The sequence below is a fragment of the Arthrobacter stackebrandtii genome (genome assembly GCF_017876675.1).
Lineage (GTDB): Bacteria > Actinomycetota > Actinomycetes > Actinomycetales > Micrococcaceae > Specibacter > Specibacter stackebrandtii.
This window is the reverse complement of record NZ_JAGIOI010000001.1, coordinates 4,299,007-4,323,344: the sequence shown is the minus strand read 5'-3', so window position 1 is coordinate 4,323,344 and position 24,338 is coordinate 4,299,007. Positions and strand designations below refer to the sequence as shown.

20 protein-coding genes are annotated in these 24,338 nt (G+C 67.0%); all 20 read left to right on the top strand.

Annotated features, from left to right (window positions below):
- Positions 1-11: 11 nt before the first annotated feature.
- Positions 12-1,730: a Mur ligase family protein gene (locus tag JOF48_RS18940; RefSeq protein ID WP_209683713.1), complete on the top strand. Its 1,719-nt coding sequence runs from the start codon at positions 12-14 to the stop codon at positions 1,728-1,730.
- Positions 1,723-3,255: a UDP-N-acetylmuramoyl-tripeptide--D-alanyl-D-alanine ligase gene (locus tag JOF48_RS18935; protein ID WP_209683710.1), complete on the top strand. Its 1,533-nt coding sequence runs from the start codon at positions 1,723-1,725 to the stop codon at positions 3,253-3,255. Before JOF48_RS18940 ends, JOF48_RS18935 begins: the two co-directional genes overlap by 8 nt.
- A complete protein-coding gene (gene mraY / locus JOF48_RS18930; RefSeq protein WP_209683707.1) occupies positions 3,252-4,364 on the top strand; it encodes a phospho-N-acetylmuramoyl-pentapeptide-transferase in 1,113 nt (370 codons plus the stop codon). The genes JOF48_RS18935 and mraY overlap by 4 nt, the downstream gene beginning before the upstream one ends.
- Positions 4,365-4,369: 5 nt before the next feature.
- Positions 4,370-5,899: a UDP-N-acetylmuramoyl-L-alanine--D-glutamate ligase gene (gene murD, locus JOF48_RS18925; protein WP_245346614.1), complete on the top strand. Its 1,530-nt coding sequence runs from the start codon at positions 4,370-4,372 to the stop codon at positions 5,897-5,899.
- Positions 5,900-6,060: 161 nt separating this feature from the next.
- The gene (gene ftsW, locus JOF48_RS18920) at positions 6,061-7,323 is read left to right on the top strand and encodes a putative lipid II flippase FtsW (RefSeq protein WP_342591310.1); all 1,263 of its coding nucleotides are present in this window, start codon (positions 6,061-6,063) and stop codon (positions 7,321-7,323) included.
- Positions 7,323-8,474, top strand: a complete 1,152-nt coding sequence (gene murG, locus JOF48_RS18915; protein WP_209684784.1) for an undecaprenyldiphospho-muramoylpentapeptide beta-N-acetylglucosaminyltransferase — start codon at positions 7,323-7,325, stop codon at positions 8,472-8,474. Before ftsW ends, murG begins: the two co-directional genes overlap by 1 nt.
- Entirely contained in the window at positions 8,471-9,913 is a 1,443-nt protein-coding gene (murC, locus tag JOF48_RS18910; protein WP_209683701.1) for a UDP-N-acetylmuramate--L-alanine ligase, read from the top strand. Before murG ends, murC begins: the two co-directional genes overlap by 4 nt.
- Positions 9,906-11,168 carry a cell division protein FtsQ/DivIB gene (locus tag JOF48_RS18905; RefSeq protein WP_209683698.1) on the top strand — a complete coding sequence of 421 codons (1,263 nt, stop codon included), beginning with the start codon at positions 9,906-9,908 and terminating at the stop codon, positions 11,166-11,168. The genes murC and JOF48_RS18905 overlap by 8 nt, the downstream gene beginning before the upstream one ends.
- 318 nt (positions 11,169-11,486) lie before the next feature.
- On the top strand, positions 11,487-12,656 hold the full coding sequence (gene ftsZ / locus JOF48_RS18900; RefSeq protein WP_209683695.1) for a cell division protein FtsZ: 1,170 nt from the start codon (positions 11,487-11,489) through the stop codon (positions 12,654-12,656).
- Between the two features lie 36 nt (positions 12,657-12,692).
- Positions 12,693-13,451, top strand: coding sequence for a purine nucleoside phosphorylase YfiH/LACC1 family protein (locus JOF48_RS18895; RefSeq protein WP_245346612.1), 759 nt, complete (start codon positions 12,693-12,695; stop codon positions 13,449-13,451).
- Positions 13,452-13,475: 24 nt separating this feature from the next.
- Positions 13,476-14,225, top strand: a complete 750-nt coding sequence (locus JOF48_RS18890; protein ID WP_209683692.1) for a YggS family pyridoxal phosphate enzyme — start codon at positions 13,476-13,478, stop codon at positions 14,223-14,225.
- 86 nt (positions 14,226-14,311) lie between these two features.
- Positions 14,312-14,839 (top strand): cell division protein SepF, encoded by a 528-nt coding sequence (locus JOF48_RS18885; RefSeq protein WP_209683689.1) that lies wholly within the window; start codon positions 14,312-14,314, stop codon positions 14,837-14,839.
- Positions 14,840-15,003: 164 nt separating this feature from the next.
- Positions 15,004-15,294 carry a YggT family protein gene (locus JOF48_RS18880; RefSeq protein WP_203311613.1) on the top strand — a complete coding sequence of 97 codons (291 nt, stop codon included), beginning with the start codon at positions 15,004-15,006 and terminating at the stop codon, positions 15,292-15,294.
- A 145-nt stretch (positions 15,295-15,439) separates the two neighbouring features.
- Complete coding sequence (locus tag JOF48_RS18875; RefSeq protein WP_209683685.1) at positions 15,440-16,108, top strand: DivIVA domain-containing protein; 669 nt, start codon at positions 15,440-15,442, stop codon at positions 16,106-16,108.
- A gap of 190 nt (positions 16,109-16,298) precedes the next feature.
- Positions 16,299-16,898, top strand: coding sequence for a signal peptidase II (gene lspA, locus JOF48_RS18870; protein WP_209683682.1), 600 nt, complete (start codon positions 16,299-16,301; stop codon positions 16,896-16,898).
- Positions 16,891-17,814, top strand: a complete 924-nt coding sequence (locus JOF48_RS18865; protein WP_209683665.1) for an RluA family pseudouridine synthase — start codon at positions 16,891-16,893, stop codon at positions 17,812-17,814. The genes lspA and JOF48_RS18865 overlap by 8 nt, the downstream gene beginning before the upstream one ends.
- A gap of 258 nt (positions 17,815-18,072) precedes the next feature.
- Positions 18,073-21,639 carry a DNA polymerase III subunit alpha gene (gene dnaE / locus JOF48_RS18860; protein WP_209683662.1) on the top strand — a complete coding sequence of 1,189 codons (3,567 nt, stop codon included), beginning with the start codon at positions 18,073-18,075 and terminating at the stop codon, positions 21,637-21,639.
- Positions 21,624-22,331 carry a hypothetical protein gene (locus tag JOF48_RS18855; RefSeq protein WP_209683659.1) on the top strand — a complete coding sequence of 236 codons (708 nt, stop codon included), beginning with the start codon at positions 21,624-21,626 and terminating at the stop codon, positions 22,329-22,331. The genes dnaE and JOF48_RS18855 overlap by 16 nt, the downstream gene beginning before the upstream one ends.
- A gap of 11 nt (positions 22,332-22,342) precedes the next feature.
- Positions 22,343-23,707, top strand: coding sequence for a histidinol dehydrogenase (gene hisD / locus JOF48_RS18850; RefSeq protein ID WP_425353728.1), 1,365 nt, complete (start codon positions 22,343-22,345; stop codon positions 23,705-23,707).
- A gap of 108 nt (positions 23,708-23,815) precedes the next feature.
- Positions 23,816-24,280, top strand: a complete 465-nt coding sequence (gene nrdR, locus JOF48_RS18845) for a transcriptional regulator NrdR (protein WP_209683654.1) — start codon at positions 23,816-23,818, stop codon at positions 24,278-24,280.
- The last annotated feature ends 58 nt before the right edge of the window (positions 24,281-24,338 follow it).

Genomic DNA, 24,338 nt, shown 5'->3' with positions numbered 1-24,338 from the left:
ATCCCAAGCACGTGCCTGTCAACAACCCGCCCGCCCCGCTGCGTCCTGCGCACCCCCACGGGGCCACGCTGGCCCAACTGGCTGACCTTGTGGGCGTGCCCGCCGCCGCCCTCAACGGACAGGCAGGGGCCGTCCGGGTGGGCGGGGTCAGCCTTGACTCGCGCACCATCCTCCCCGGCGACCTCTATCTCGCCCTGCCCGGCGCCAAGGCCCATGGCGCCCAGTTCGCCGCTGCCGCCATTGCCGCCGGCGCCGCCGCAATCCTGACGGACGACGCCGGAGCCCGGCTTTTGGGAGGAGCGCCGGGTGTGCCTGTGCTCACCGTCGCGGACCCGCGGGCCGTGACGGGCGCGGTGGCTGCCGCCGTCTATGCCCGCCCGGACGGTGCGCGGGCACTGGAATTGTTTGCCGTGACCGGCACCAACGGCAAGACCACCACCACTTACTTCCTGAATTCCCTGCTGCAGGCACTGGGCAGGGCCACGGGCCTGATCGGCACCATTGAGATTCTGGCCGGCGGGCAGGCCGTCCCGAGCAAGCTGACCACTCCCGAATCCACGGACGTGCACGGGCTGCTGGCCCTCATGGCGGAGAAGGGGCTCGATGCGGCCTCCATGGAAGTCTCCTCGCACGCCCTGGCCTTCGGGCGGGTTGACGCCGTGGAATTCAGCGTGGCCGGGTTCACCAACCTGACCCAGGACCACCTTGACCTGCACGGCGGCATGGAAGGCTACTACAGCACCAAGGCCGCCCTGTTCACCCCGGCCCACACCCGCCACGCCGTCATCACGGTGGACGACGCCTGGGGCCGGCGCATGGCGGCGGAGGCCTCAGTCCCCACCACGACCCTCGCCACCGCCCAGCCCCAGCCGGAAGGAGCCCCTGCCACTGACAGTCTGGGCACCCCGGCGGATGCCCTGGCCGACTGGCAGGTGCGCTCGGTGCGCCGCGACGGCGTGGGTTCCCGCTTCGGGCTGCACGGCCCCCGCGGGGCAGTCCTGACTGTCCGCACGGGCCTGCCGGGAGACTTCAACGTGGCCAACGCCGCGCTGGCGTTGCTCATGGTGGCCACCGAATTGCTGGCGCAGGCGGCGGCGGCCAGCTCCGCCGTCGGGCAGGGGGATGAGGCCCGGCAGGTAGTCCTGGACCGGCTCCAGCACGTCCTGGACACGGCCGACCCCTTCACCATCGAGGTGCCCGGGCGCATGCAGCTGGTGGGCACGGCCCCGGTGGCCGTCGTCGACTTTGCGCACAACCCGGACGCCCTGGAACGCGCCCTGGACGCCGTCCGGCCCGAGGCCGAAGGGGCGAAGTTGATCGCCGTCTTCGGCGCCACGGGGGAGCGCGACGCCACCAAGCGGCCCATCATGGGTGCCGTGGTGGCGCGCGGGGCCGACGTGGTGATCATCACCGACGACGACCCGCATGACGAGGACCCCGCCGCCATCCGCGCAGACGTCCTGGCCGGGGCCCGCGAAGCCAACGACCGCGAAGGCCTGGGCCGGGTCGTGGAGGAATCCGGGGACCGCGCCGCCGCGATCACCCGCGCCGTGGAACTGGCCGGACCGGAGGATGTCATCCTGGTCGCGGGACGCGGCCATGAAGTTTACCAAGAAGTCATGGGGGTCAATATTTCCCTCGACGACAGGGTGGAATTGCGCACGGCCCTGGCCGCCCGCGGATTCCCGCTCACCAATGCAAGCACGATAGAGTCCTCAACTGATGATTGATTTTTCCGCGGCCCAGATAGCCGAACTGACCAACGGCACGCTCACCGCCGGCACGGACCCCGCCCTGCGCATTGACGTGGCGGCCATCGCCACGGACTCGCGGGAGCTGGCCCCCGGCGGCATGTATGTTGCCAAGGCAGGCGAAAACGCCGACGGCCACGACTTCCTCGCCGCAGCCTTCGCCGCCGGTGCCGTGCTGGCACTGGCCGAGCGGGCGGTGCCCGCGGACGACGCCGGGACGCCCTTCCCGGCGGTCATCGTCGCCGACGCCGTCCTCGCCATGGGGACGCTTGCCGCCGCCGTGGTGTCCCGCATCCGGGAGCACTCCGCACTGGACGTCATCGGCATCACCGGCTCTGCCGGCAAGACCACCACGAAGGACCTGCTGCAGGGAATCCTCTCGCAGGCCGGGGAAACCGTGGCCCCCGTGGGCTCCTACAACGGTGAGGTGGGCGTGCCCCTCACCGTCTTCCGGGCAGTGGAAACCACCCGCTACCTGATCATTGAAATGGGTGCCACCAAGATGGGCCAGATCAGCTACCTGGCCAACATTGTCCACCCGGACCTCGGCGTCGTCCTCGGCGTCGGCAGCGCCCACGCCGGCGAGTTCGGCTCCATTGACAACATCGCCACGGCCAAGGGCGAGCTGGTGGCCGCCCTGGCACCGTCCGGCCGCGCCGTGCTGAACTTTGACGACGGCCGGGTCCGTGCCATGGCCGCACGCTCCGCCGCACCAATCACGTTCTTCAGCAGCGCCGACGCCGAGGCTGCACCGGAAGCCGGCGCCGGGTCCGCGAACCGCGCAGCGGCCGGCACCGTGCAGGCCCGCGGGGTGCGCACCAACGCCGACGGACACCCCGAATTTGACCTTTCCTTCCCCGGCACCCCGGGCAGCTTTGCTGTCAGCAGCCGGTTGCTTGGCCTGCACCACGTGGCAAACCTGCTTGCGGCCGCCGCCACGGCGCACGCCCTGGGCGTCGCGCCGTCGGCCATCACCGACTCGCTGAATAGCCAGGGGCCCGTGAGCCGGCACAGGATGGAACGCACTGACCGCAGCGACGGCGTCACCGTCATCAACGACGCCTACAACGCCAACCCGGAATCCATGCGGGCTGCCCTGCGAACCCTCGCCGAACTCGGCGGCAGCGGCACCCGGCGCACCTGGGCCGTGCTGGGGGAGATGCTTGAACTTGGCACAGACTCCGTCCTCGAGCACGACCTCGTGGGCCGTGTCGCCGTCCGCCTCAACATCTCCCGCCTGCTGGTGGTGGGCGCCGGCGCCCGGGCCATGCACGTGGGCGCCGTCATGGAAGGTTCCTGGGGGGACGAATCCATGTTCGTGCCCGACGCCGACGCTGCGGAGGCGGTGCTGCGGGCGGAACTGGCGCCCGGAGACATAGTTTTATTCAAGTCCTCGAATGGCGCGGGCCTTCGATTCCTGGGCGATCGGATAGCATTACCCACGGGGGAGCACCCCGAACAAACCACTGACAACACCCCCGGTGAAAGGACCGCCCAGCCATGATTGCATTGCTTATCGGTGCAGGCTTGGCTCTCGCCTTTGCCATGATCGGCACCCCCCTGTTCATCCGCTTCCTCGTTAAAAAAGGCTACGGACAGATCATCCGCGAGGACGGCCCCACCACCCACCAGATCAAGCGCGGCACCCCCACCATGGGCGGCACCGTGGTGGTCGGCTCCGTCGTGGCGGCCTATTTCATCACCCACCTGCTCGTGTGGCTGATGAACCCCAACCTGCCCGGCCCCTCGGCGTCGGGCCTGCTGATGATCTACCTCATGGTGGGCATGGGCCTGGTGGGCTTCCTTGACGACTTCCTGAAAATCACCAAGCAGCACAACACCGGCCTTGACCCCAAGGGCAAGCTGATCGGGCAGGCCGTGGTGGGCATTTCCTTCGCCGTCATGGCGCTGGGCTTCCCCAACAGCGCCGGGGTCACCCCGGCCAGCACGTTCATCTCCTTTGCCCGCGACATTCCCTGGCTGAACCTGGCGTTCGCCGGGGCCGGGCTCGGCGTCGTGCTGTTCATCCTGTGGTCCAACTTCATCATCACCGCCGCCACCAACGGCGTGAACCTCACGGACGGCCTCGACGGCCTGGCCACCGGTGCCGCCATCCTGGTGTTCGGCGCCTACACGCTCATGGGCCTCTGGCAGAGCAGCCAGGCCTGCGGGTCCCGGAAGTTCCCCGCCGACTCCGTCTGCTACGAAGTGCGCGACCCGCTGGACCTGTCCCTGATCTCCGTCATCATGTTCGCTGCACTGATCGGCTTCCTGTGGTGGAACACCTCCCCGGCCAAGATCTTCATGGGCGACACCGGCTCCCTCGCCATCGGCGGCGCCATTGCCGGCTTCGCCATCCTCTCCCGCACCGAACTGCTCCTGCCCATCATCGGCGGCCTGTTCGTGCTGATCTCCTGCTCCGTCATCATCCAGGTGGGCTACTTCAAGCTGACCAAGGGCAAGCGTGTCTTCCTCATGGCGCCCCTGCAGCACCACTTTGAGCTCAAGGGCTGGCGGGAAGTGACAGTGGTGGTCCGCTTCTGGATCCTCGCCGGACTGATGGTGGCCGTGGGCCTGGGAGCCTTTTACGCTGAATGGATTGTACGACTGTGAATGTGATGGAAAACCGACTCGAGTCGCTGACCAGCTGGGATGCCGACTGGGCCGGGCTGCGCGTGGTCGTCACCGGAATCGGCAAGACCGGTTTCTCCGTGGCGGACACCCTCGCCGAGCTGGGCGCCCATGTTGTGGTGGTTGCCGCCGCGGACGACGACGAGGCACGCGGCAACGCCGACACCCTCAAGATCGTGGGCGTCAAGGATGTGCTCCTCGGCGAGGAAACCTCCACCGTGCTGCCCCTGGTTGACGGACGGGACGCAGAACTGGTCGTCACCAGCCCCGGCTTCAGGCCCAGCCACCCGCTGCTGGCCGCCGCGGCGCAGGCAGGCATTCCCATCTGGGGCGACGTCGAGCTGGCCTGGCGCGTGCGCACCAAGGAAGGCCGCAGGACGGCCGAATGGATCACCATCACCGGCACCAACGGCAAGACCACCACCACCACCATGGTGGAATCCATGCTGCAGGTGGCCGGGCTGCGCGCCATCGCCGCCGGGAACATTGGCACGCCCATTCTCGACGCAGTCCGGGACCCCGAGGGCTGGGATGCCCTGGCCGTGGAACTTTCCACCTTCCAGCTGCACTGGACGCAGTCACTGGCGCCCGTGTCCAGCGTCTGCCTGAACCTGGCCGAAGACCATGTCGACTGGCATGGCAGCTTTGAGAACTACGCCGCGGACAAGGCCAAGATCTACAACAACACGCGGGTCGCCTGTGTTTACAACGCCGAGCAGATCGAGACCGAGCGGATGGTTGAGGGGGCCGACGTGCAGGAAGGCTGCCGTGCCGTGGGATTCACCACCGGCATCCCCTCCATCAGCATGGTGGGCGTCGTGGAAGGCCTGCTGGTTGACAGGGCCTTCATTGCCGAGCGCAAGGACTCGGCCGCCGAGCTGGCCAAGGTCAGCGACATCGGCGACCTCGTGCCCCGCCACCTCGTCGCCAACGCCGCCGCTGCAGCAGCCCTGGTGCTTGCCTACGGCCTGAAGCCGGAGCACGTCCGGGCAGGCCTGGTGGCCTACCACAACGGTGAACACCGCATCCAGCCTGTCGCCACCGCGGAAGGTGTGCTGTGGGTCAACGACTCCAAGGCCACCAACCCGCATGCCGCCGCCGCCTCCCTGGCCTCCTTCAAGCCCGTCATCTGGATTGCAGGCGGACTGTCCAAGGGCGTCAACTACGACGACCTGGTCAAGGCCCACGCGGCCAGGCTCAAGGCCGTGATCCTGATCGGCGCCGACAGCTCGGACCTCGCAGCCGCCCTCGCCGCACATGCACCGGCCGTCCAGGTCATGGCGACCCGGGCCGAAGGCGGACGCCATGCCGACACCTCCGCACTGCGCGGGGACGCCGTGATGGCCGAGGCCGTTGCCATGGCCGACTCCCTGGCACAGGACGGGGACACCGTGCTGATGGCGCCGGCGTCGGCCTCCATGGACCAGTTCACCTCCTACGCGCACCGGGGCGAGGCGTTCATGGACGCCGTCCGGGAGCTGTTGGAATCACGGGCGAGCGCCGACAGGGACTCCTAGTGGCCAGGACACCCACACAGCCGGGACGGGGCGCCACAGGAGGACCCCGTGCAGGGAAGGGTGCCGGGCCCGCCCAAGGCGGGCGGGCTGCAGCCAAGCCGGCTGCTAAACCTTCCGAACCCACAACCGGTACTGCCAAGCCGGCTGCCGCCAAGCCCGCGGTGTCGCATCCAGTCGGCCGGGGCAAGTCCGCACGGACCCGGCCCTTTCAGGGGTTCCGGGACTGGTTCAACGCAAGGGTCGGCCGTCCCACCGTCTGGTACTACTGGATCGTCGGCACCACGATTGCGCTGACCATGATCGGGCGCATGACGGTGCTTTCGGCCTCCACGGCCGAAACCATTTCCAAGGGGGAGGACCCCTACGACCTCTTCATCAAGGAGTCGGCCTTTGCCGTCGGCGGCCTCATGCTCATGTTCGTGCTCTCGTGCGTGTCCCAGGCCCTTTGGCGCAAGCTCGCGCCGTTCCTGATGCTCCTCGCCATGGCCCTGCTCGTGCTCGTGTTTACGCCGCTCGGGGTGAACGTCAACGGCAACCTGAACTGGGTCAACCTGGCCGGCATCCAGTTCCAGCCGTCAGAAGCCGCCAAGCTTGCCCTGGCCGTTTGGATGGGCGCTGTGCTTGCCGCCAAGGGGCGCCTGGTGCGCGACTTCGTGCACGTCGTCCTGCCCGTGGGTGTGGGCGCCGGAATCATTCTGGTGCTGATCCTGCTGGGCCATGACGTTGGCACCGCCGTCATTGTCGGAATCATGGTCCTGGCGGGCCTGACGTTCGCAGGTGTGCGCGCCTGGACCCTTGGAGTGGCCGTGGCAGCTGCCGCCATTGTCGCCTTGGTGGCCAACATTTCCAGCGACAACCGGACTGGCCGCTTTGCCAGCTGGCTGGGAGACTGCAGCGTGGCCGGCTCCTGCGACCAGTACCTCAACGGTGTGTATGCCCTGGCTTCTGGCGGGTGGTTCGGTGTGGGCCTGGGGCAGAGCCGGCAGAAATGGAATTGGATCCCCGAAGCGCACAACGACTTCATCTTCGCCATCATTGGCGAGGAATTCGGCCTCATGGGCACCATCGTCATCGTGGCCTTGTACGCCGTCCTGGCCTACGCCATCTTCCGCGTCATCAACACGCGCAACGACACTTTCGCCAGGGTCACCTGCGGCATGATCCTGACCTGGATCATCGGCCAGGCCGTGGTCAACATTTCCGTGGTGGTGGGCCTTTTGCCCGTGATCGGCGTGCCCCTTCCCCTCATTTCCTATGGCGGCACAGCGCTGATCATGGTCCTTGCCGCCATTGGCGTGGTCCTGTCCTTCTCACGCACCGAACCGTCCGGCACGCAGCGCCGCGGCGCACGGGGCCGCAGCACTTTGCGAACTGGCAGCACGCCGGCCCGCACCACAGCAGAAAGCACCAAGAAAAGCCAATGATGCAGCACCACAACCAGACACCGGCGGAGCGCCGCCCGGAACGCCAGGGGCAGCCGCTGTCCGTCGTATTGGCCGGGGGCGGTTCTGCCGGGCATGTCAGCCCGCTGCTGGCCATCGCCGCCGCCATCCGGAAACAGCAGCCCGGGGCCGGGATCGTGGCCGTGGGCAGCAGGGGCGGGCTCGAGGAGACGCTGGTCCCTGCAGCCGGGCACGAACTTGCCTTCATTGAACGCATCCCGCTGCCGCGGCGGCCCTCCGCGGACCTGGCCCGGCTGCCCGTGCGCATGCGGCAGGCCGTCACCACGGCCAAGGCCATCCTCAACAACGCCGGGGCTGACGTGCTGGTGGGTGTGGGAGGCTATGTCTGCACCCCCATGTACCTGGCCGCAAAGTCACTCGGCGTGCCGATCGTCATCCATGAGGCCAACACCCGGGCCGGCCTGGCCAACAGGGTGGGGGCCCGGTTCACCAGCCATGTGGGCACGGCCTTTGCCGCAACCAAGATCCGCCACGCCCACCTGGTGGGCATGCCCATGAGGGCCGACATTGCCGGGCTGGACCGTGCCGGCGCCCGTGCCGGTGCCCGCGAACGCCTGGGCCTGGACCCGGAGCTGCCCACACTGATCGTCACCGGCGGCTCACTGGGCGCATTGCGGCTGAACACTGCCGTGTCCGGAGCCCTGTCCGCGCTGTCCGCGGCCGGCATCCAGACCCTCCACATCACAGGCAAGGGCAAGCCGGTCCTCAACGACGACGGCACGACGCTTGCTGCCCCCCTGTACAGCCAGCGCGAGTATGTGGACACCATGGCGGATGTCTACGCGGCAGCCGACCTGCTGCTGTGCCGCTCAGGCGCGGGCACGGTGTCGGAGGTGGCCGCCGTCGGGCTTCCCGCAGTGTTTGTCCCGCTGCCCATTGGCAACGGTGAGCAGGCCCGCAACGCCGACGAACTGGTGCGCGCGGACGCAGCAGTGCTGGTTGCCGACGGAGACCTTGACGCAGCTTGGATCGAGCGCGAACTGGTGCCGCTGGTCCTGGACGGCCCCCGGCTGGAACAGATGGGGGCGGCCGCTGCCCGGCACGGCATTCGAGACGCCGCAGAACGCATGGCCGACATGGTATTTGCCGCTGGCGGGACGCCCAGCGCATGAGGAAGGAAACAACCCCCGTGGCTTACATTCCACCGACACTGGCTGAACTCGGCCGCGTGCACTTCATCGGCATGGGCGGGGCGGGCATGTCCGCGATCGCCCGCATCATGCTGGGGCAGGGTGTTGCCGTCAGCGGCTCCGACGCCCGGAATTCTGCCGGGCTGGAACAGCTCAAGGGCATGGGCGCCGCCGTGTTCCTGGGCCAGGCCGCCGGAAACGTCGCCGGGGCCGACACCGTGGTGGTATCCACCGCCATCCGCGAGTCCAACCCTGAGCTGGCTGCCGCCAGGGCCGCGGGGCTGCGCGTGCTGCACCGTTCACAGGCGCTGGCCTCCGCCATGGCGGACGACGCCGTCGTGGCGATCGCCGGCACCCACGGCAAGACCACCACGACCTCCATGGCCACCGTCATGCTGCGGGCCGCCGGGGTGGACGCATCCTTCGCGGTGGGCGGCACGGTGCAGGGGCTCGGCGTCAACGCGGCCCACGGCACGGCACCCGTGTTTGTGGCCGAGGCCGACGAATCCGACGCCTCCTTCCTCAACTACCGCCCGCAAGTGGCCGTCGTCACCAACCTGGAGGCCGACCACCTGGACCACTACGGCACGGCCGAGGCCGTCTTTGCCGCCTTCGAGGATTTTGTGGCCCTGCTGCCGGCCGACGGCACGCTGGTGGCCTGCCTGGACGACGCCGGATCGGCCGCCTTGGCTGCGCACGCCGCCGCTGCGGGGACCCGCTGCCTGGGCTACGGTTTCGCCGACGGTGCGGACATTCGGCTGGTCCCGGGGGAGCGGGACGGGCTGCGCACCAGCGCCTCCGTGGTGGTGCGTTCCGGGCTGCTGCCGGGCGGGGAGGCCCAGGAGGTGGAACTGCGGCTTGGCGTTCCCGGCGACCACAACCTGCGCAACGCCGCGGCCGCCCTGGCCGTGGCTGTGGTCCTTGGTGTTGACCTTTCCGCTGCCGTTGCCGGCCTGGCCCAGTTCAGCGGTGCCGCACGCCGCTTTGAAGCCAAGGGGGAGGGGCGCGGCGTGGCCGTGTACGACGACTACGCCCACCACCCCACCGAGGTCACCGCCGCCCTTCATGCAGCCCGCACCGTGGCGGGATCACACAAGGTACACGTTTTGTTCCAGCCGCACCTGTTCTCCCGCACGGCAGAATTTGCCGCCGAATTTGCGCAGGCGCTGGACTTGGCCGACACCGTGGCCGTGCTCGACATTTACCCGGCCCGCGAGGACCCCGTCCCCGGCGTCACGAGCGAACTCATCACTTCCCGGCTGCACAAGCCCACCGGCTACGCGCCGGACACTGCCGCGGCCGTCGCACAGCTGGCTGGCGGGGCCGTCGCTGGGGACATCATCTTGACGGTTGGCGCAGGAGACGTCACGGAGCTTGGGCCCGATCTTGTGGCTGCGCTGCAGGGGCACGGCCATGGCTGAGCCGCGCAAGCCGCGCGTCATTCGCACCCGCCCGGGGCACGACGGCCCGGGCATCTCCGCCGACCCGCAGGCGCAGGAAGCGCCGGCGCATGAGGCGTCGGCCGGTGATGGCCAGGCGCGGAACCTGCCGGCTGGACCGTCCTCTGACGGTGCCCGGGTCCAGGCCGCACCGGCTGCGGGGGCGGTGCGCAGCACCAGTTCAAAGGTGTCCGTCGAACCGCTGCCGGACGGCGGAAAAGCGCGCGGAGTGCAGCCGGTTCGCGGGAAGGTCAAGGCCAAGGCCAGGGCCGTACCCGGCCCGGTGACGGGTTCGGGCGCCCAGGCCCCTTCCCGGAAGGCCGGCCCTGCAGCTGCCACGCCCGCTGAACCCGCATCAGCCACGGCGGGCGTTGGGAAAACCGCCACGCCCCGGCCCGGCGCGGCCAAGCCTGCCGGATCCGGCGCCTCCCGGCCCGGTCCCGCCGCCGGAACGGCACGGGAGGAACATGCACCGGGGGACGCCGGCACTGACGCGCAGGTGCTGGCCTTTCCCATGCCTGCACACAAGCGCAGGCGCCGAGCCGTCATCTATGGAACGGCCGGCGTTCTGGCCGTGCTGGCCCTGGTCATGTCCTTCGCCCTGTTTTCCCCTGTCCTGGCCGTCAAGACGGTGGTCTTTGACGGACAGAAGCTCGTGGACCCGAAGATCCTGGACCATGCCATCGCGCCTGTCTACGGCAGACCCCTGCCGCAGGTGACGGCCGAGGACGTCCAGAAGCTGCTGGAGCCGGTGGTGCAGGTCAAAAGTTCCAGCATTGAGGCCAAGCCGCCGTCCACGCTGCTGGTCCACATTGTGGAGCGGGTGCCTGTGGCCCTGCTCAAGAATGAAGACAGCTACCTCCTGGTGGACCCGGACGGGGTGGAGCTTGGCTCCACCGCGGACCCGGCATCCGTGCCGCTGCCACTGATCGACGGCGGCAAGGCCGTGATCGGGCAGGACACCTTCAAGGCGATGACGGCCGTGCTGGCGAACCTGCCCCAGACAATCCTGTCCCAGCTGGCCAATGCCACAGCCGCCTCACCCGACGCCGTGGAGCTGAAGCTGGTCGACGGACGAAGCGTCATCTGGGGGGATGCCAGCGACATGGAGCTCAAGGCCGTGGTGCTGGAAGCGCTGCTGACGGCACCCGCCCCGGAGCCCGTACCCGGAGAGCCCGAACCGGCGCCCGTCAACGTCTTTGACGTCAGCGCCCCGCGCCATCCGGTGACGCGGTAAAGGTGAGATGATGGTGCGGGCGTGAAAATAATCCGCCAGGCAGGTGCCTGGCGGGGGAATGCGTGGTTTTTTGGCCGGATTCATGCGACACGCGGCAGTGGTAATTGCATGCGGGGCGGATGCACCATAGCGTCACTGACAAGAGTTACTTGACATAACTATAACCTTCAACTTGAAGGTTAAGCTGGCAAAGCTTCAAGTGGAACTGAAAGGTTCATCTCAGGATCGACGCTGAGGGGCCTGCCGGGACCGCTGGCGGAGCCGGCGAAGCAACACTTTTTGATCTTCGAAGCAACAAACGAACAAGGGACACGTAACGTGGCAGCACCCCAGAATTACTTGGCAGTCATCAAAGTCGTCGGTATCGGCGGCGGCGGAGTAAATGCAGTGAACCGCATGATTGACGTGGGTCTGCGCGGCGTGGAATTCATCGCCATCAACACCGACGCGCAGGCGCTGCTGATGAGCGACGCAGATGTCAAGCTTGACGTCGGCCGCGAACTGACGCGCGGCCTCGGGGCCGGCGCCAACCCGGATGTCGGGCGGCAGGCGGCCGAAGACCACGCGGAGGAGATCGAAGAGGTTCTGCGCGGGGCCGACATGGTGTTCGTCACCGCAGGTGAAGGAGGCGGCACCGGAACCGGCGGCGCCCCCGTTGTGGCGCGCATTGCCCGGACCCTCGGCGCCCTGACCATTGGCGTGGTAACGCGCCCCTTCACCTTCGAGGGACGACGCCGCGCTTCCAGCGCCGACAGCGGCATCGAGGCGCTGCGCGATGAGGTCGACACGCTCATCGTGATCCCCAACGACCGCCTGCTGTCCATCAGCGACCGCAACGTCTCGGTCATGGACGCCTTCCGTTCCGCCGACCAGGTGTTGCTGTCCGGTGTCCAGGGCATCACCGACCTGATCACCACCCCCGGCCTGATCAACCTTGACTTTGCCGACGTGAAGTCGGTCATGCAGGGTGCCGGCTCGGCCCTCATGGGCATCGGTTCGGCCCGCGGAGAGGACCGGGCCGTCAAGGCCGCGGAACTGGCCATCGCCTCACCGCTGCTGGAAGCCTCCATCGACGGCGCCCACGGCGTGCTGCTGTCCGTCCAGGGCGGCTCCGACCTCGGCCTGTTCGAGATCAACGAGGCCGCGCGGCTGGTCCAGGAAGTGGCCCACCCGGAGGCCAACATCATCTTCGGTGCGGTCATCGACGACGCCCTCGGCGACGAGGTCCGCGTCACCGTCATTGCCGCCGGCTTTGACGCACCCGAGGCCGAGGCCGCCGCAGCGGAGCCGGCAGTCGCCGTCGCCCCTCCGGCGCCCCTGGCGGAACCGGCCAGCGCCACTGTCACCAACCTGAACCAGTGGAGCACCCAGTCCGGGGCCCACGTTCCGGCCGACGGCGGTTTTGATGTTGAGCTGCCCGCGATCGTCGAACCCGACCTCACCGGTCACCGTTCCGACGACCTGGATGTCCCCGACTTCCTGAAGTAAGATCCGCCCCTGCCGGCACTGTGCTGCCGGTGAATCATGAATGGTCAGGTTGCCCGCATGTGGTCCATGAAGGAAGTTCGCCCCGGAATCAGGGTCGGCTTCACCGACACCACGGCAGGCAACCTGGCCTTTCACGTGGGTGACGACCCCGCACGCGTCGCCGAACACCGGGCCGCCGTGGCGGCCGTGGCGGCCGCCGCCGGCGGTTCCATCGCCTGGATGAACCAGGTGCACGGGGCGCACACAGCCGTCGTTGCCGGCGGCGAACAGGGCTCCGCCGCACCCACGGCAGACGCCATGGTGCTTGACCCCGCAAACGTGTCCGGCCCGGCCGCCGGCCTGGCCGTCATGGTGGCCGACTGTGTCCCCGTGGTCCTGGTGGGCACCGGTTCCGGCGGGGAGCCGCTGCTGGGCGTCGCCCACGCCGGGCGGCCGGGGGTGGAGGCGGGGGTCATCGACTCAGTCGTGTCCCAGCTGCAGCATGCGGGCGCGGCTGGCATCGAAGCCTGGCTTGGCCCCAGTATCTGCGGTTCCTGCTACGAGGTCCCCGAGGACATGCGGGCATCCGTTGCGGCCCGGGTCCCGCAGGCACATGCCACCACCAGCTGGGGCACACCGGCGCTGGACCTGCCGGCAGCAGTGCTCGCCCAATTGCGCGCCCACGGCGTCACGGCCCACGCAAGCGGAATCTGCACCCTGGAAGACAGCCGCTACTACTCCCACCGCCGGTCCCAGCGCGACGGCGAACCAGAAGGCCGCTTCATCGGGCTGGTCACGGCAACACCGCGGCCCTGACGGGCCCAGCACCTTAAAGGAAATGTGAATTATTTGTCCCTTGACGATGCCCGCACCACCCAGCTTGCCGAGCGGCTCGACGGCGTACGCCGTCGCATAGCCGCTGCCCGGCCCGCGGCGGATGCCGCCGAACCAACACTCATTGTGGTCACCAAGTTCCACCCAGGAACCGATGTGCAGCGTTTGCGCCTCCTGGGCGTGGCGGATGTGGGCGAGAACCGGGACCAGGAGGCTGCCGCCAAGGCAGCCGAAGTGGCCGACCCCGACCTGCGGTGGCACTTCATAGGCCAGTTGCAAAGTAACAAGGCCAAGTCCGTGGCCCGCTACGCCCACTCCGTCCATTCCATCGACCGCCCGTCGCTGGCCAAGGCGCTGGACCGGGCCATGGTGGCTGAGCAGCAGGAGTCGGCCCGGGCCAAGCTGCGCTGCTACATCCAGCTTGACCTTTCCGGCGCCTACCCGGAGCTGGCCGCCCCTGCCGGCAGCGGCAGGGGAGGGCTGGCGCCGTCGTCCATGATGGGGCTTGCCGAGCGCATTGGCGCCAGTGAGGCGCTGGAACTGGCGGGCGTCATGGCGGTGGCGCCGCTGGGCGTAGACCCGGAGCCGGCGTTCGAACTGCTGGCTGCACTGTCCGGACAGCTGGTGGGCGAACATCCGGAAGCCAAATGGATCTCGGCCGGCATGAGCCACGACCTGGAAACCGCGCTGGCATACGGGGCGACACACCTGCGTGTCGGTTCCGATATACTCGGACCCCGCCCGGCCGTGCTGTAGCGTTTTGGGTGTTGGCAACAACGGAATTTCCTGCACAACGTATCATCACAGAGTTTTGTGCTTTGCATAACTAATGAGGAGCAACCATGGCTGGCGCTATGCGCAAGACAATGATCTTTCTTGGGCTCGCTGACGGTGACGAGCAGTACGACGCCGAGCATGCGCCGCAGTTCGCCAAGGACGACGACTATTCTGAGGTGCCCGTGCGTGAAGCCGCGCCCGTTGCCGCCCCTGTCCAGGAAGCGCCCGCACCCAAGGCCGGCGACGAAGAATACCGGGCCCCGGTAACCCCCATCAAGCGTGCCGCATCAAATCGGGAAGAGGCAGTTAGTTTGCGCCAGATCACCACCGTCCACCCCCGCTCGTATAATGATGCGAAGATCATTGGCGAGAGTTTCCGTGACGGCATTCCGGTCATCATGAATGTCACGGACATGGGCGAAGCCGATGCCAAGCGGCTCGTGGACTTCTCCGCCGGCCTGGTGTTCGGCCTCCGCGGTTCCATTGAGCGTGTGACCAACAAGGTGTTTCTTCTCTCACCGTCATACATCGAGGTGCTGGGCGACGACAAGAAGATTTCAGACACCCAGGCCAGCTTCTTCAACCAGAGCTAGGCCCCAGCAGCGCCTCCATTGACCAGCCCGGGCACGTTGTGCCCGGGCTGGTCGTTTAACACACGAGCCACGAAGGGTCCTCCCAGCCTGCTGCGGGCCGGGTGGACTATTCTTGGACTAAAGTTCCACGAGAGTTTCTCAACCTAGAGATTGTGTGTACCCGCGTGACAATTGTTTTTGCTGTTCTTTATGTCTTGTTGTTCCTGTACTTCCTTGCCCTGCTGGTGAGGATGGCGTTCGACTGGGTGCAGGTGTTTGCCCGTGACTGGCGTCCCAAGGGTGCCGCACTCGTCGGCGCGTCGCTGATCTACCGGCTCACCGACCCGCCGCTGCGCAAATTGAGGGCCATGATCCCACCCCTGCGGATAGGCTCCGTGGCGCTGGATATCGGCTTCTTGCTATTGATCGTGGCCGTGGGAATTGGGATGAGTGTCACAAAAAGTTTGGCGAGTTAGCGCCGCGTCGTTAGTTTTCGCTGCGGAAAAGTTATAGTGTAAAAAACGATAGACCCCCCGATGCAGATCTCCAGATTTGTATAGGCACCGTAGTCGGTATGGTTTCGGCCGGATGCTGACTCACTAAGAGCAATGAGGTGACTACATGGCGCTTACGCCAGAAGACGTTGTCAACAAGCGGTTCCAGCCAACGAAGTTCCGTGAAGGCTACGACCAGGACGAAGTCGACGATTTTCTTGACGAGATCGTCGTGGAACTCCGTCGCTTGCACCAGGAAAATGACGACCTGCGCAAGCAGCTTGCCCAGGCTGAAGCCAGCACGGGCACCGTTCCTGCACAGGCGGCGGCGCTGCCCGTGAAGGAAGCGCCGGTCGTTGAGAAGACCGTCGTTCCCGAACCCGAGGCCCCCAAGCCCGTCGTTCCCGAGCCCGTCGTGGCAGCACCTGTTGCAGCACCGGCCCCCGCGCCGGCAGCCGCAGACAGTGCCGAATCGGCCACGGGCGTCATCGCCCTGGCGCAGCGCCTGCACGACGAATACGTCAACTCCGGTGTTGAGCAGCGCGACAAGATCATTGCCGAGGCACAGATCGAGGCCAGTGCACTTGTCAACGACGCCCAGGAGAAGAGCCGCAAGACGCTCGGTGCCCTGGAGCAGCAGCGTTCCGTACTGGAGCGCAAGGTTGAGCAGCTGCGCGGATTCGAGCGCGACTACCGGACGCGCCTGAAGACGTACATCGAGGGCCAGCTGCGTGACCTGGATGCACGCGGGTCGGTGGCAGCACCTGATTTCTCCGAGAGCAGCTCGGATTCCTAAGCAACAAGACACAAGCCGGCGGCACAGGGGAACCTGACCGCCGGCTTTTGTTTGCCCGTTTGGGCCCACGAGGCGACCGCACCGGTTGTTTCCCCCTTGCCCGGCAGCCGTGCCGCCACGCATGCAGGTGCCTTCGCCGCGCCGCCTATGATTGAGTAGATACTTCGTGTCCCGACCACCCGAAAGCACCATGAGCGAGAATCCACAGCCGGCACAGAAGCCCGGCGCCAAAACCTTCCGATGGTCCTTCTGGCTGATCTGGATCGGTGTTGCCGCATTTGCCTACGCCTGCGACCAATTGACCAAATGGTGGGTCAGTTCCACCATGGAACTCGGGGAGCAGACACCGGTCATTCCGGGCGTGCTGCAGTGGTACCACATCCTCAATTCCGGGGCGGCCTTCTCAATCGGTGAAAACTTTACGTGGGTGTTCACGATCATCATGGCGGTGGTTGCCGCGGCGATCATCGTCATGTCCCGGCGCATCCGCTCCGTGTGGTGGGCCATCGGCCTTGGCCTGGTCCTCGGCGGCGCCCTGGGCAACCTGACAGACCGGCTGTTCCGACCGCCGTCGTTCGGCATGGGCCACGTGGTGGACTTCATCTCCTTCCCCAACTTCGCTATCTTCAACATGGCCGACATGGCCGTGGTGGGCGGGGTCATCGTCATCTGCCTGCTGACACTGCTGGGCATCGGCCTGGACGGCACACGTTCCGTGGAGGAGCCCAAGGCGGGCGCCCGGAAGGCAGCAGCGCAGCAGGACACGCCGGAAGGGGACAGCAATGACTGAGACATTCCAGGTGCCGGGCGAGATTGCCGGCAGCCGGGCCGACGCCGGTCTGGCAGCCCTGCTGGGCATCTCCCGTTCCGCTGCAGCACTGTTGTGCGCCGAGGGCAACGTGCTCCAGGACGGCGCCGCCATGGGCAAGAGCGAGAAATTCAAGGCCGGCGCCAGCATCCAGGTCACGATTCCCGAACGCCGCGACCCGCTCGAAGTGGTGGTGGAGCCCGTGGACGGGCTGGACATCCTGCTCGATGACGACGACTTTGTCGTGGTTGACAAGCCCGTGGGAGTGGCCGCGCACCCGTCGCCGGGCTGGGTGGGCCCCACGGTCGTGGGCGGGCTGGCTGCTGCCGGTTACCGGATCTCCACGTCCGGCGCACCGGAGCGGGTGGGCATTGTGCACCGCCTCGACGTGGGAACCTCCGGTGCCATGGTGGTGGCCAAGACGGAGCACGCCTACACTGTGCTGAAGCAGGCGTTCCGCGACCGCACGGTGGAGAAGATCTACCACGCCGTGGTCCAGGGCCTGCCCGATCCCCTGCAGGGGACCATCGACGCGCCGATCGGCCGCCATCCCGGCCATGACTGGCGCTTTGCCGTGATTGAGGACGGGCGCGATTCCATCACGCATTACGAGGTGCTTGAGGCGTTTGGCAAGGCGTCACTGGTGGAGGTGCACCTGGAGACGGGCCGCACGCACCAGATCCGTGTGCACTTCTCCGCACTCCGCCACCCCTGCGCCGGGGACCTCACCTACGGGGCCGACCCCACACTGGCCGCCGAACTGGGCCTGACCCGCCAGTGGCTGCACGCCCACAAGCTGGCCTTCACCCACCCCAGCACCGGAGACCTGGTCAGCGTCACGAGCCCCTACCCGCAGGACCTCTCCTACGCATTGGACCACCTCCGCGGCGAACACTGACCCCATCGCAGCACTGGCAAGTTTCTCCAGGACGCCGTCGCAGCAATGGCTGGTTTTTGGTCAACCCTGTCGCACCGCACTACTGAGTGCGGACGTGTCCATGAAAAAGCCGCCATTGCTGCAATGGCGTCGGGCTTTTCACGCGCAGCCTCGCCCACCGGCACCTCCCGCCGTCGTCCTTCCGCGGCGAACGGCGGGACGCAGGGAGGGTCCGGCGCGGCTGGGCGGGGTTCCAGTTTCGCCACGTAGAATGGTTCGGTGGCTAGCTCATCGACTGACAGTTTTGTCCATCTCCATACGCACACCGAATACTCCATGCTGGACGGTGCGGCGCGCCTGACCGAACTGTTCGAGGAGGCCAACCGGCTCAAGATGCCGGCCCTGGCCACCACCGACCATGGCTACCTGTTCGGCGCCTACGACTTCTGGCGCAAGGCCACGGATGCCGGCATCAAGCCGATCATTGGCGTCGAGGCGTACATCACCCCGGGCACGGCCCGCACGGACAAGTCCAGGGTCAAGTGGCGCACGGAGGATTCCCAGCGCAAGGACGACGTCTCCGGCGGCGGTTTCTACACGCACATGACCCTGCTCAGCTACAACAACCAGGGCATGCGCAACTTGTTCCGCGCGTCATCGCTTGGCTCACTGGATTCCCCGCTCGGCAAGTACCCGCGGCTGGACCGGGAACTGTTGAACCTGTATCACCCCGGCATCATCGCCACCACCGGCTGCCCTTCCGGCGAGGTCCAGACCCGCCTGCGCCTGGGCCAGTACACCGAGGCCAAGGCCGCCGCCGCCGAATTCCAGGACATCTTCGGCAAGGAGAATTACTTCTGTGAGCTGATGGACCACGGCCTGGACATTGAGCGGCGGGTCACGAAGGACCTGCTGCGCCTGGCCAAGGAATTGGACATTCCGCTGCTGGCCACCAACGACCTCCACTACACGCACGAGCACGACGCCAAGGCGCACGAGGCCCTGCTCGCGCTCCAGTCGGGCTCCACGCTGAGCGAACCCACCTATGACGAGGGCGGCAAGCGCTTTGCCTTCAGCGGCAGCGGCTATTACCTGAAGTCGGCCGCAGAGATGCGGTCGCTGTTCTCGGAGTTGCCCGAGGCGTGCGACAACACGCTGCTGATCGCTGAGCGCTGCGACGTCTCCTTCAACACCGACGCCAACTACATGCCCAAGTTCCCCTGCCCGCCGGGGGAGGACGAGACGTCGTGGCTGGTGAAGGAAGTCGACGCCGGCCTGAAGTACCGCTACCCGGCCGGCATCCCGGACGACGTCCGCAAGCAGGCCGACTACGAGCTGGACGTCATCATCCGCATGGGCTTCCCCGGCTACTTCCTGGTGGTCGCCGACTTCATCAACTGGTCCAAGAACCAGGGCATCCGCGTCGGCCCCGGCCGCGGCTCCGGCGCCGGCTCCATGGTGGCCTACGCCATGCGCATCACCGACCTTGACCCGCTGCGCCACGGTTTGATCTTTGAGCGCTTCCTCAACCCCGAGCGCGTCTCCATGCCCGACTTCGACGTGGACTTCGATGATCGACGCCGCCACGAGGTCATCAAGTATGTGACGGAGAAGTACGGCGACGAGCGCGTTGCCATGATCGTCACCTACGGATCCATCAAGACCAAGCAGGCGCTGAAGGACTCCTCCCGCGTGCTGGGCCACCCGTTCAGCATGGGTGAAATGCTGACCAAGGCACTGCCCCCCGCCGTCATGGCCAAGGACATTGCCCTCAGCGACATTGAAAACCCGGAGGCCAAGCGCTACGGCGAGGCCCAGGATTTCCGCAACCTGATCAACACGGACCCGGAAGCCGGCAAGGTCTTCGAACTGTCCAAGGGCCTGGAGGGGCTCAAGCGCCAGTGGGGCGTGCACGCCGCCGGCGTGATCATGTCCTCGGACCCCATCATCGACGTCATCCCGATCATGCGCCGCATCCAGGACGGGCAGGTCATCACCCAGTTTGACTACCCCACATCCGAGGGCCTGGGCCTGATCAAGATGGACTTCCTGGGGTTGCGAAACCTCACGATCATCACCGACGCGCTGGAGAACATCAAGGCGAACAAGGGCATCGACCTTGACCTGGAGCATTTGCCGCTCGACGACGCCCCCTCCTATGAGCTCATGGCCCGCGGCGACACGCTGGGCGTCTTCCAGCTCGACGGCGGGCCCATGCGGTCCCTGCTGAAGTTGATGCGGCCGGACAACTTCGAAGACATTTCCGCCGTCCTGGCCCTGTACCGCCCGGGCCCCATGGGCGCCGACTCGCACACAAACTATGCGCTGCGCAAGAACGGCCTGCAGCCGATCACCCCCATCCACCCCACGCTTGAAGAGCCGCTGGCGGAAATTCTGGGTGGAACGTACGGGCTGATCGTGTACCAGGAGCAGGTCATGTCCATTGCGCAGAAGCTGGCCGGCTACTCGCTGGGCCGCGCAGACATCCTGCGCCGCGCCATGGGCAAGAAGAAGAAGTCGGAACTGGACAAGCAGTATGAGGGCTTCCACCAGGGCATGATCGACAACGGCTACACGGACGAGGCCGTCGCGACCCTGTGGGCCATCCTGCTGCCGTTCTCCGATTACGCGTTCAACAAGGCCCACTCCGCCGCGTACGGCGTCATCAGCTACTGGACCGCCTACCTGAAGGCACACCACCCGGCCGAATACATGGCGGCGCTGCTGACCAGCGTCGGCGATGACAAGGACAAGCTGGCCCTGTACCTGAACGAGTGCCGGCACATGGGCATCACCGTCCTGGCGCCCGACGTCAACGAGTCCGCACTGAACTTCACCCCAGTCGGCACCGACATCCGCTTCGGCATGGGCGCCATCCGCAACGTGGGCGCCAACGTGGTCAACGGCCTGGTGGAATCCCGGGTGGAACGCGGCAACTTCGAGAACTTCTCCGACTTCCTCATGAAGGTCCCGGCCGTGGTGTGTAACAAGCGCACCATTGAATCGCTCATCAAGGCGGGAGCCTTCGACTCCCTTGGCCACAACCGCCGCGCACTCGCCATGATCCACGAAGAAGCCGTCGACTCGGTCATCACCATCAAGCGCAACGAGGCGGTGGGACAGTTTGACCTCTTCGCCGGGCTGGGCGGCGACGAGGAGCCGGAATCGGCGCTCACCACCGAAATCCCGGACCTGCCCGAATGGGAAAAGAAGGACAAGCTCGCCTTCGAACGCGACATGCTGGGCCTGTACGTCTCCGACCACCCCCTGCGCGGCCTCGAGGGTGTCCTGAGCCAGAATGCGGACATGTCCATTACACAGGTCCTCGCCGACGACGGGCCCCAGGACGGGCACATCATCACCATCTCCGGCATGATCACCAACCTGCAGCGACGCATCGCCAAGAGCAGCGGCAACCCGTACGCCCGCTGCGAGGTGGAGGACCTGGGCGGCTCGCTCGAGGTCATGTTCTTCGGCCAGGTCTACGGCCCCATCGCCACGGTGCTTGCCGAGGACCTGATCGTGGTGGTCAAGGGGCGCCTGCAAAAGCGCGACGACGGCGCGATCACCCTCAACGCCATGGAACTTTCCGTCCCGGACCTCAGCGAGGGCATGGCCGGACCGCTCGTGATCTCCATGCCGGAACACAAGGCCAACGAGCCCATCCTGGAGTCTCTGAAGTCGGTCCTCAATGACCACCGGGGCAACACGGAGGTCAAGATGCACCTCTCCGGCAGCCGTTCGGTGAAGGTCATGCAGCTGCCACTGCACCACAGGGTGAACCCCACGCCTGCGCTCTTCGGCGACCTCAAGGTGCTGCTCGGCCCCACATGTCTGGAAGGCTGATGGGCCCCGGCACGCCGTTCCCCGGGGACACCCCCGCACCCGCCCCGGCGCCCTGGGAAGCTCCCGGCCCTGCGGACGCTTCTGCGCCCGGTTTTGGGCGTGCGCCCGTTCCGGCATCCGGCCCCATGCCCGACGCCGGACACCCCGCCCTGGGTGCGCTGGCGTCTCGCAGGAGCCGCCGCAACAAGGCAAAGGAACCGTGGGGCGCGTGGGCGCTGTTCTTCGCCGCCACGGGAATCGTCGCTGGCATCACGTGGTGGCTGGCGGCCCCGGGCGGCGCTTTTTACGGCAGCGGCACCGACTACCAGACGTGGCTCCCGCGCGACCTCACACTCGGCCTGCTGCTCCTTGCCGCGGGCGTGGCAACCGGCGTGCTGGCACTGCGCGGCTGGAAGATGCCGCGGGGCGGTGCCGGGCTTTCCCTGCCGATGTACCTGTGCATGGTCCTGGGCTGCCTCGCGGCGTCGGTCCTCGCCTGGCGCATCGGCGTGTTTGCCGGTGACCTGTTCCAGACCCCGCCGGACAACATGGCCAACCCCAGCATCGTCTTCTCCCTGCGCAGCCCCACCGTGCTCCTGTTGTGGCCCCTGGCCAGCAGCCTCCTGGTGGTGTGGGCCCAGTTGATTTCCATCTACATGGGCGACAAGCCGGCATCCGAGACACGGGAGGGTGCGGAGCCGCTTCCCGGGTAAACTTGGCAGTTGTGAGCAACCTTGAATCCCCCGTGGCATCCGTAACCCTGAAACGAACCGACCTGCGCGGCCGCGCCCTGGGCCTGGCAGAGCTGAAAAACGCCGTGCCCCGCACTGCCGCCTCAACCGTGGCCACGGCCGAAGCGGCCGTTTCCGCCATCATCGCCGACGTCAGGGGCCGCGGCCATGCCGCCCTTGCGGATCTGGCACACAAGTTCGACGGCGTTGCCCAGGAACATCCCCGGGTCCCCGCCGCGGCACTCGCCGAGGCGCTGGAGACCGTGGACCCCACCGTACGGGCTGCGCTCGAGGAATCCATCGCCCGGGCCCGCGCGTTTGCCGAGGCCCAGAAGCCCGCCAACGTTGACTTCCAGGTGGCCAGCGGCGCCGTGGTGTCCTCGCACTGGGTTCCGGTCTCCCGCGTGGGCATGTACGTCCCAGGCGGCCTTGCCCCGCTGGCGTCCTCCGTCATCATGAACGCCGTCCCCGCCCAGGCCGCGGGCGTGGCCTCGATCGCCCTGGCCTCCCCGCCGCAAAAGGAAAACGGGGGGATGCCGGGACAGACCATTCTTGCCGCGGCTGCCCTGCTTGGCATTGACGAGGTCTACGCCATGGGCGGGGCACAGGCCATCGCCGCCTTCGCCTACGGCGTTGACGCCGGCACCGGCCCCAACGGTGGCGGCGACACCATCGACCCCGTTGACGTTGTTTCCGGCCCCGGCAACATATTCGTCGCCACGGCCAAGCGCCTGGTCAAGGGCGTGGTGGGCATCGATTCCGAGGCAGGCGCCACGGAAATCGCTGTCCTGGCCGACTCCACCGCCAACCCCGTGTTCGTTGCCGCCGACCTCATCAGCCAGGCCGAGCACGATCCCAACGCTGCCTCCGTGCTGGTGACGGACTCGCCCGAGCTGGCCGACGCCGTCGAGCGCGAACTGGGTGTCCAGGTGGCACGGACGGCGCACCGCGAACGCGTGGAAACCGCGCTGTCCGGCCCGCAGTCGGGGATCGTGCTGGTGGACGGGATCGACCAGGGCGTGGCGGTCTGCAATGCCTATGCAGCCGAGCACCTGGAAGTGGTGACCGCCGATGCCCAGGCTGTCGCGGCCCGCATCATCAATGCCGGCGCCATTTTTGTGGGGGAGTACAGCCCCGTCAGCCTGGGCGACTACTGCGCCGGGTCCAACCACGTGCTGCCCACGAGCGGCACGGCGGCGTTCTCCTCGGGACTGAATGTGACCACGTTCCTGCGTGCCGTCCAGCTGATCAACTACTCGAAGGACGCACTGGCCGAGGTGGCCGGGCACGTCATCACGCTCTCCAAGGCGGAGGGATGGCCGGCGCACGGTGACGCGGTGGCAGTCCGCTTTCCGTAGCCTGTGCGAAAACCCCCGGACCGCCTCGGTCCGGGGGTAATTACGCGATTGTAATTTGCCTGAATCTCGCCCTACACTTGGGGTGAACCATGACCGGAAGGGACCAGCATGTACTGCCCGTTTTGCCGCAATCCCGACTCGCGGGTGGTTGACTCGCGCCTGTCGGACGACGGCTCATCCATCCGGCGGCGCCGGCAGTGCACCGAATGCGGCCGCCGCTTCAGCACCGTGGAAACGGCCAGCTTGTCCGTCACCAAGCGTTCCGGCGTGGCCGAGCCGTTCAGCCGCTCCAAGGTCATCAGCGGCGTGCGCAAGGCATGCCAGGGTCGCCCCGTAACGGACGACGACCTCGCCATGCTGGCCCAGGAAGTTGAGGAATCCATTCGCGCCAGCGGGGCGGCGGAGATTGACGCGAACGACGTCGGCCTGGCCATCCTTGCGCCGCTGCGCCGGCTCGACCTCGTGGCGTACCTGCGCTTCGCCAGCGTCTACCAGGCCTTCGACTCCCTCGAGGACTTCGAGTCCGCCATTGCCCAGCTGCGCAGCGAGTCACAGGCCGCCGGCACAAAGTAGCCCCCGCACGCGACTGTGACGCAGTTGTTGCTGTTGGAAAGCGTTTTCTTGGCATTTT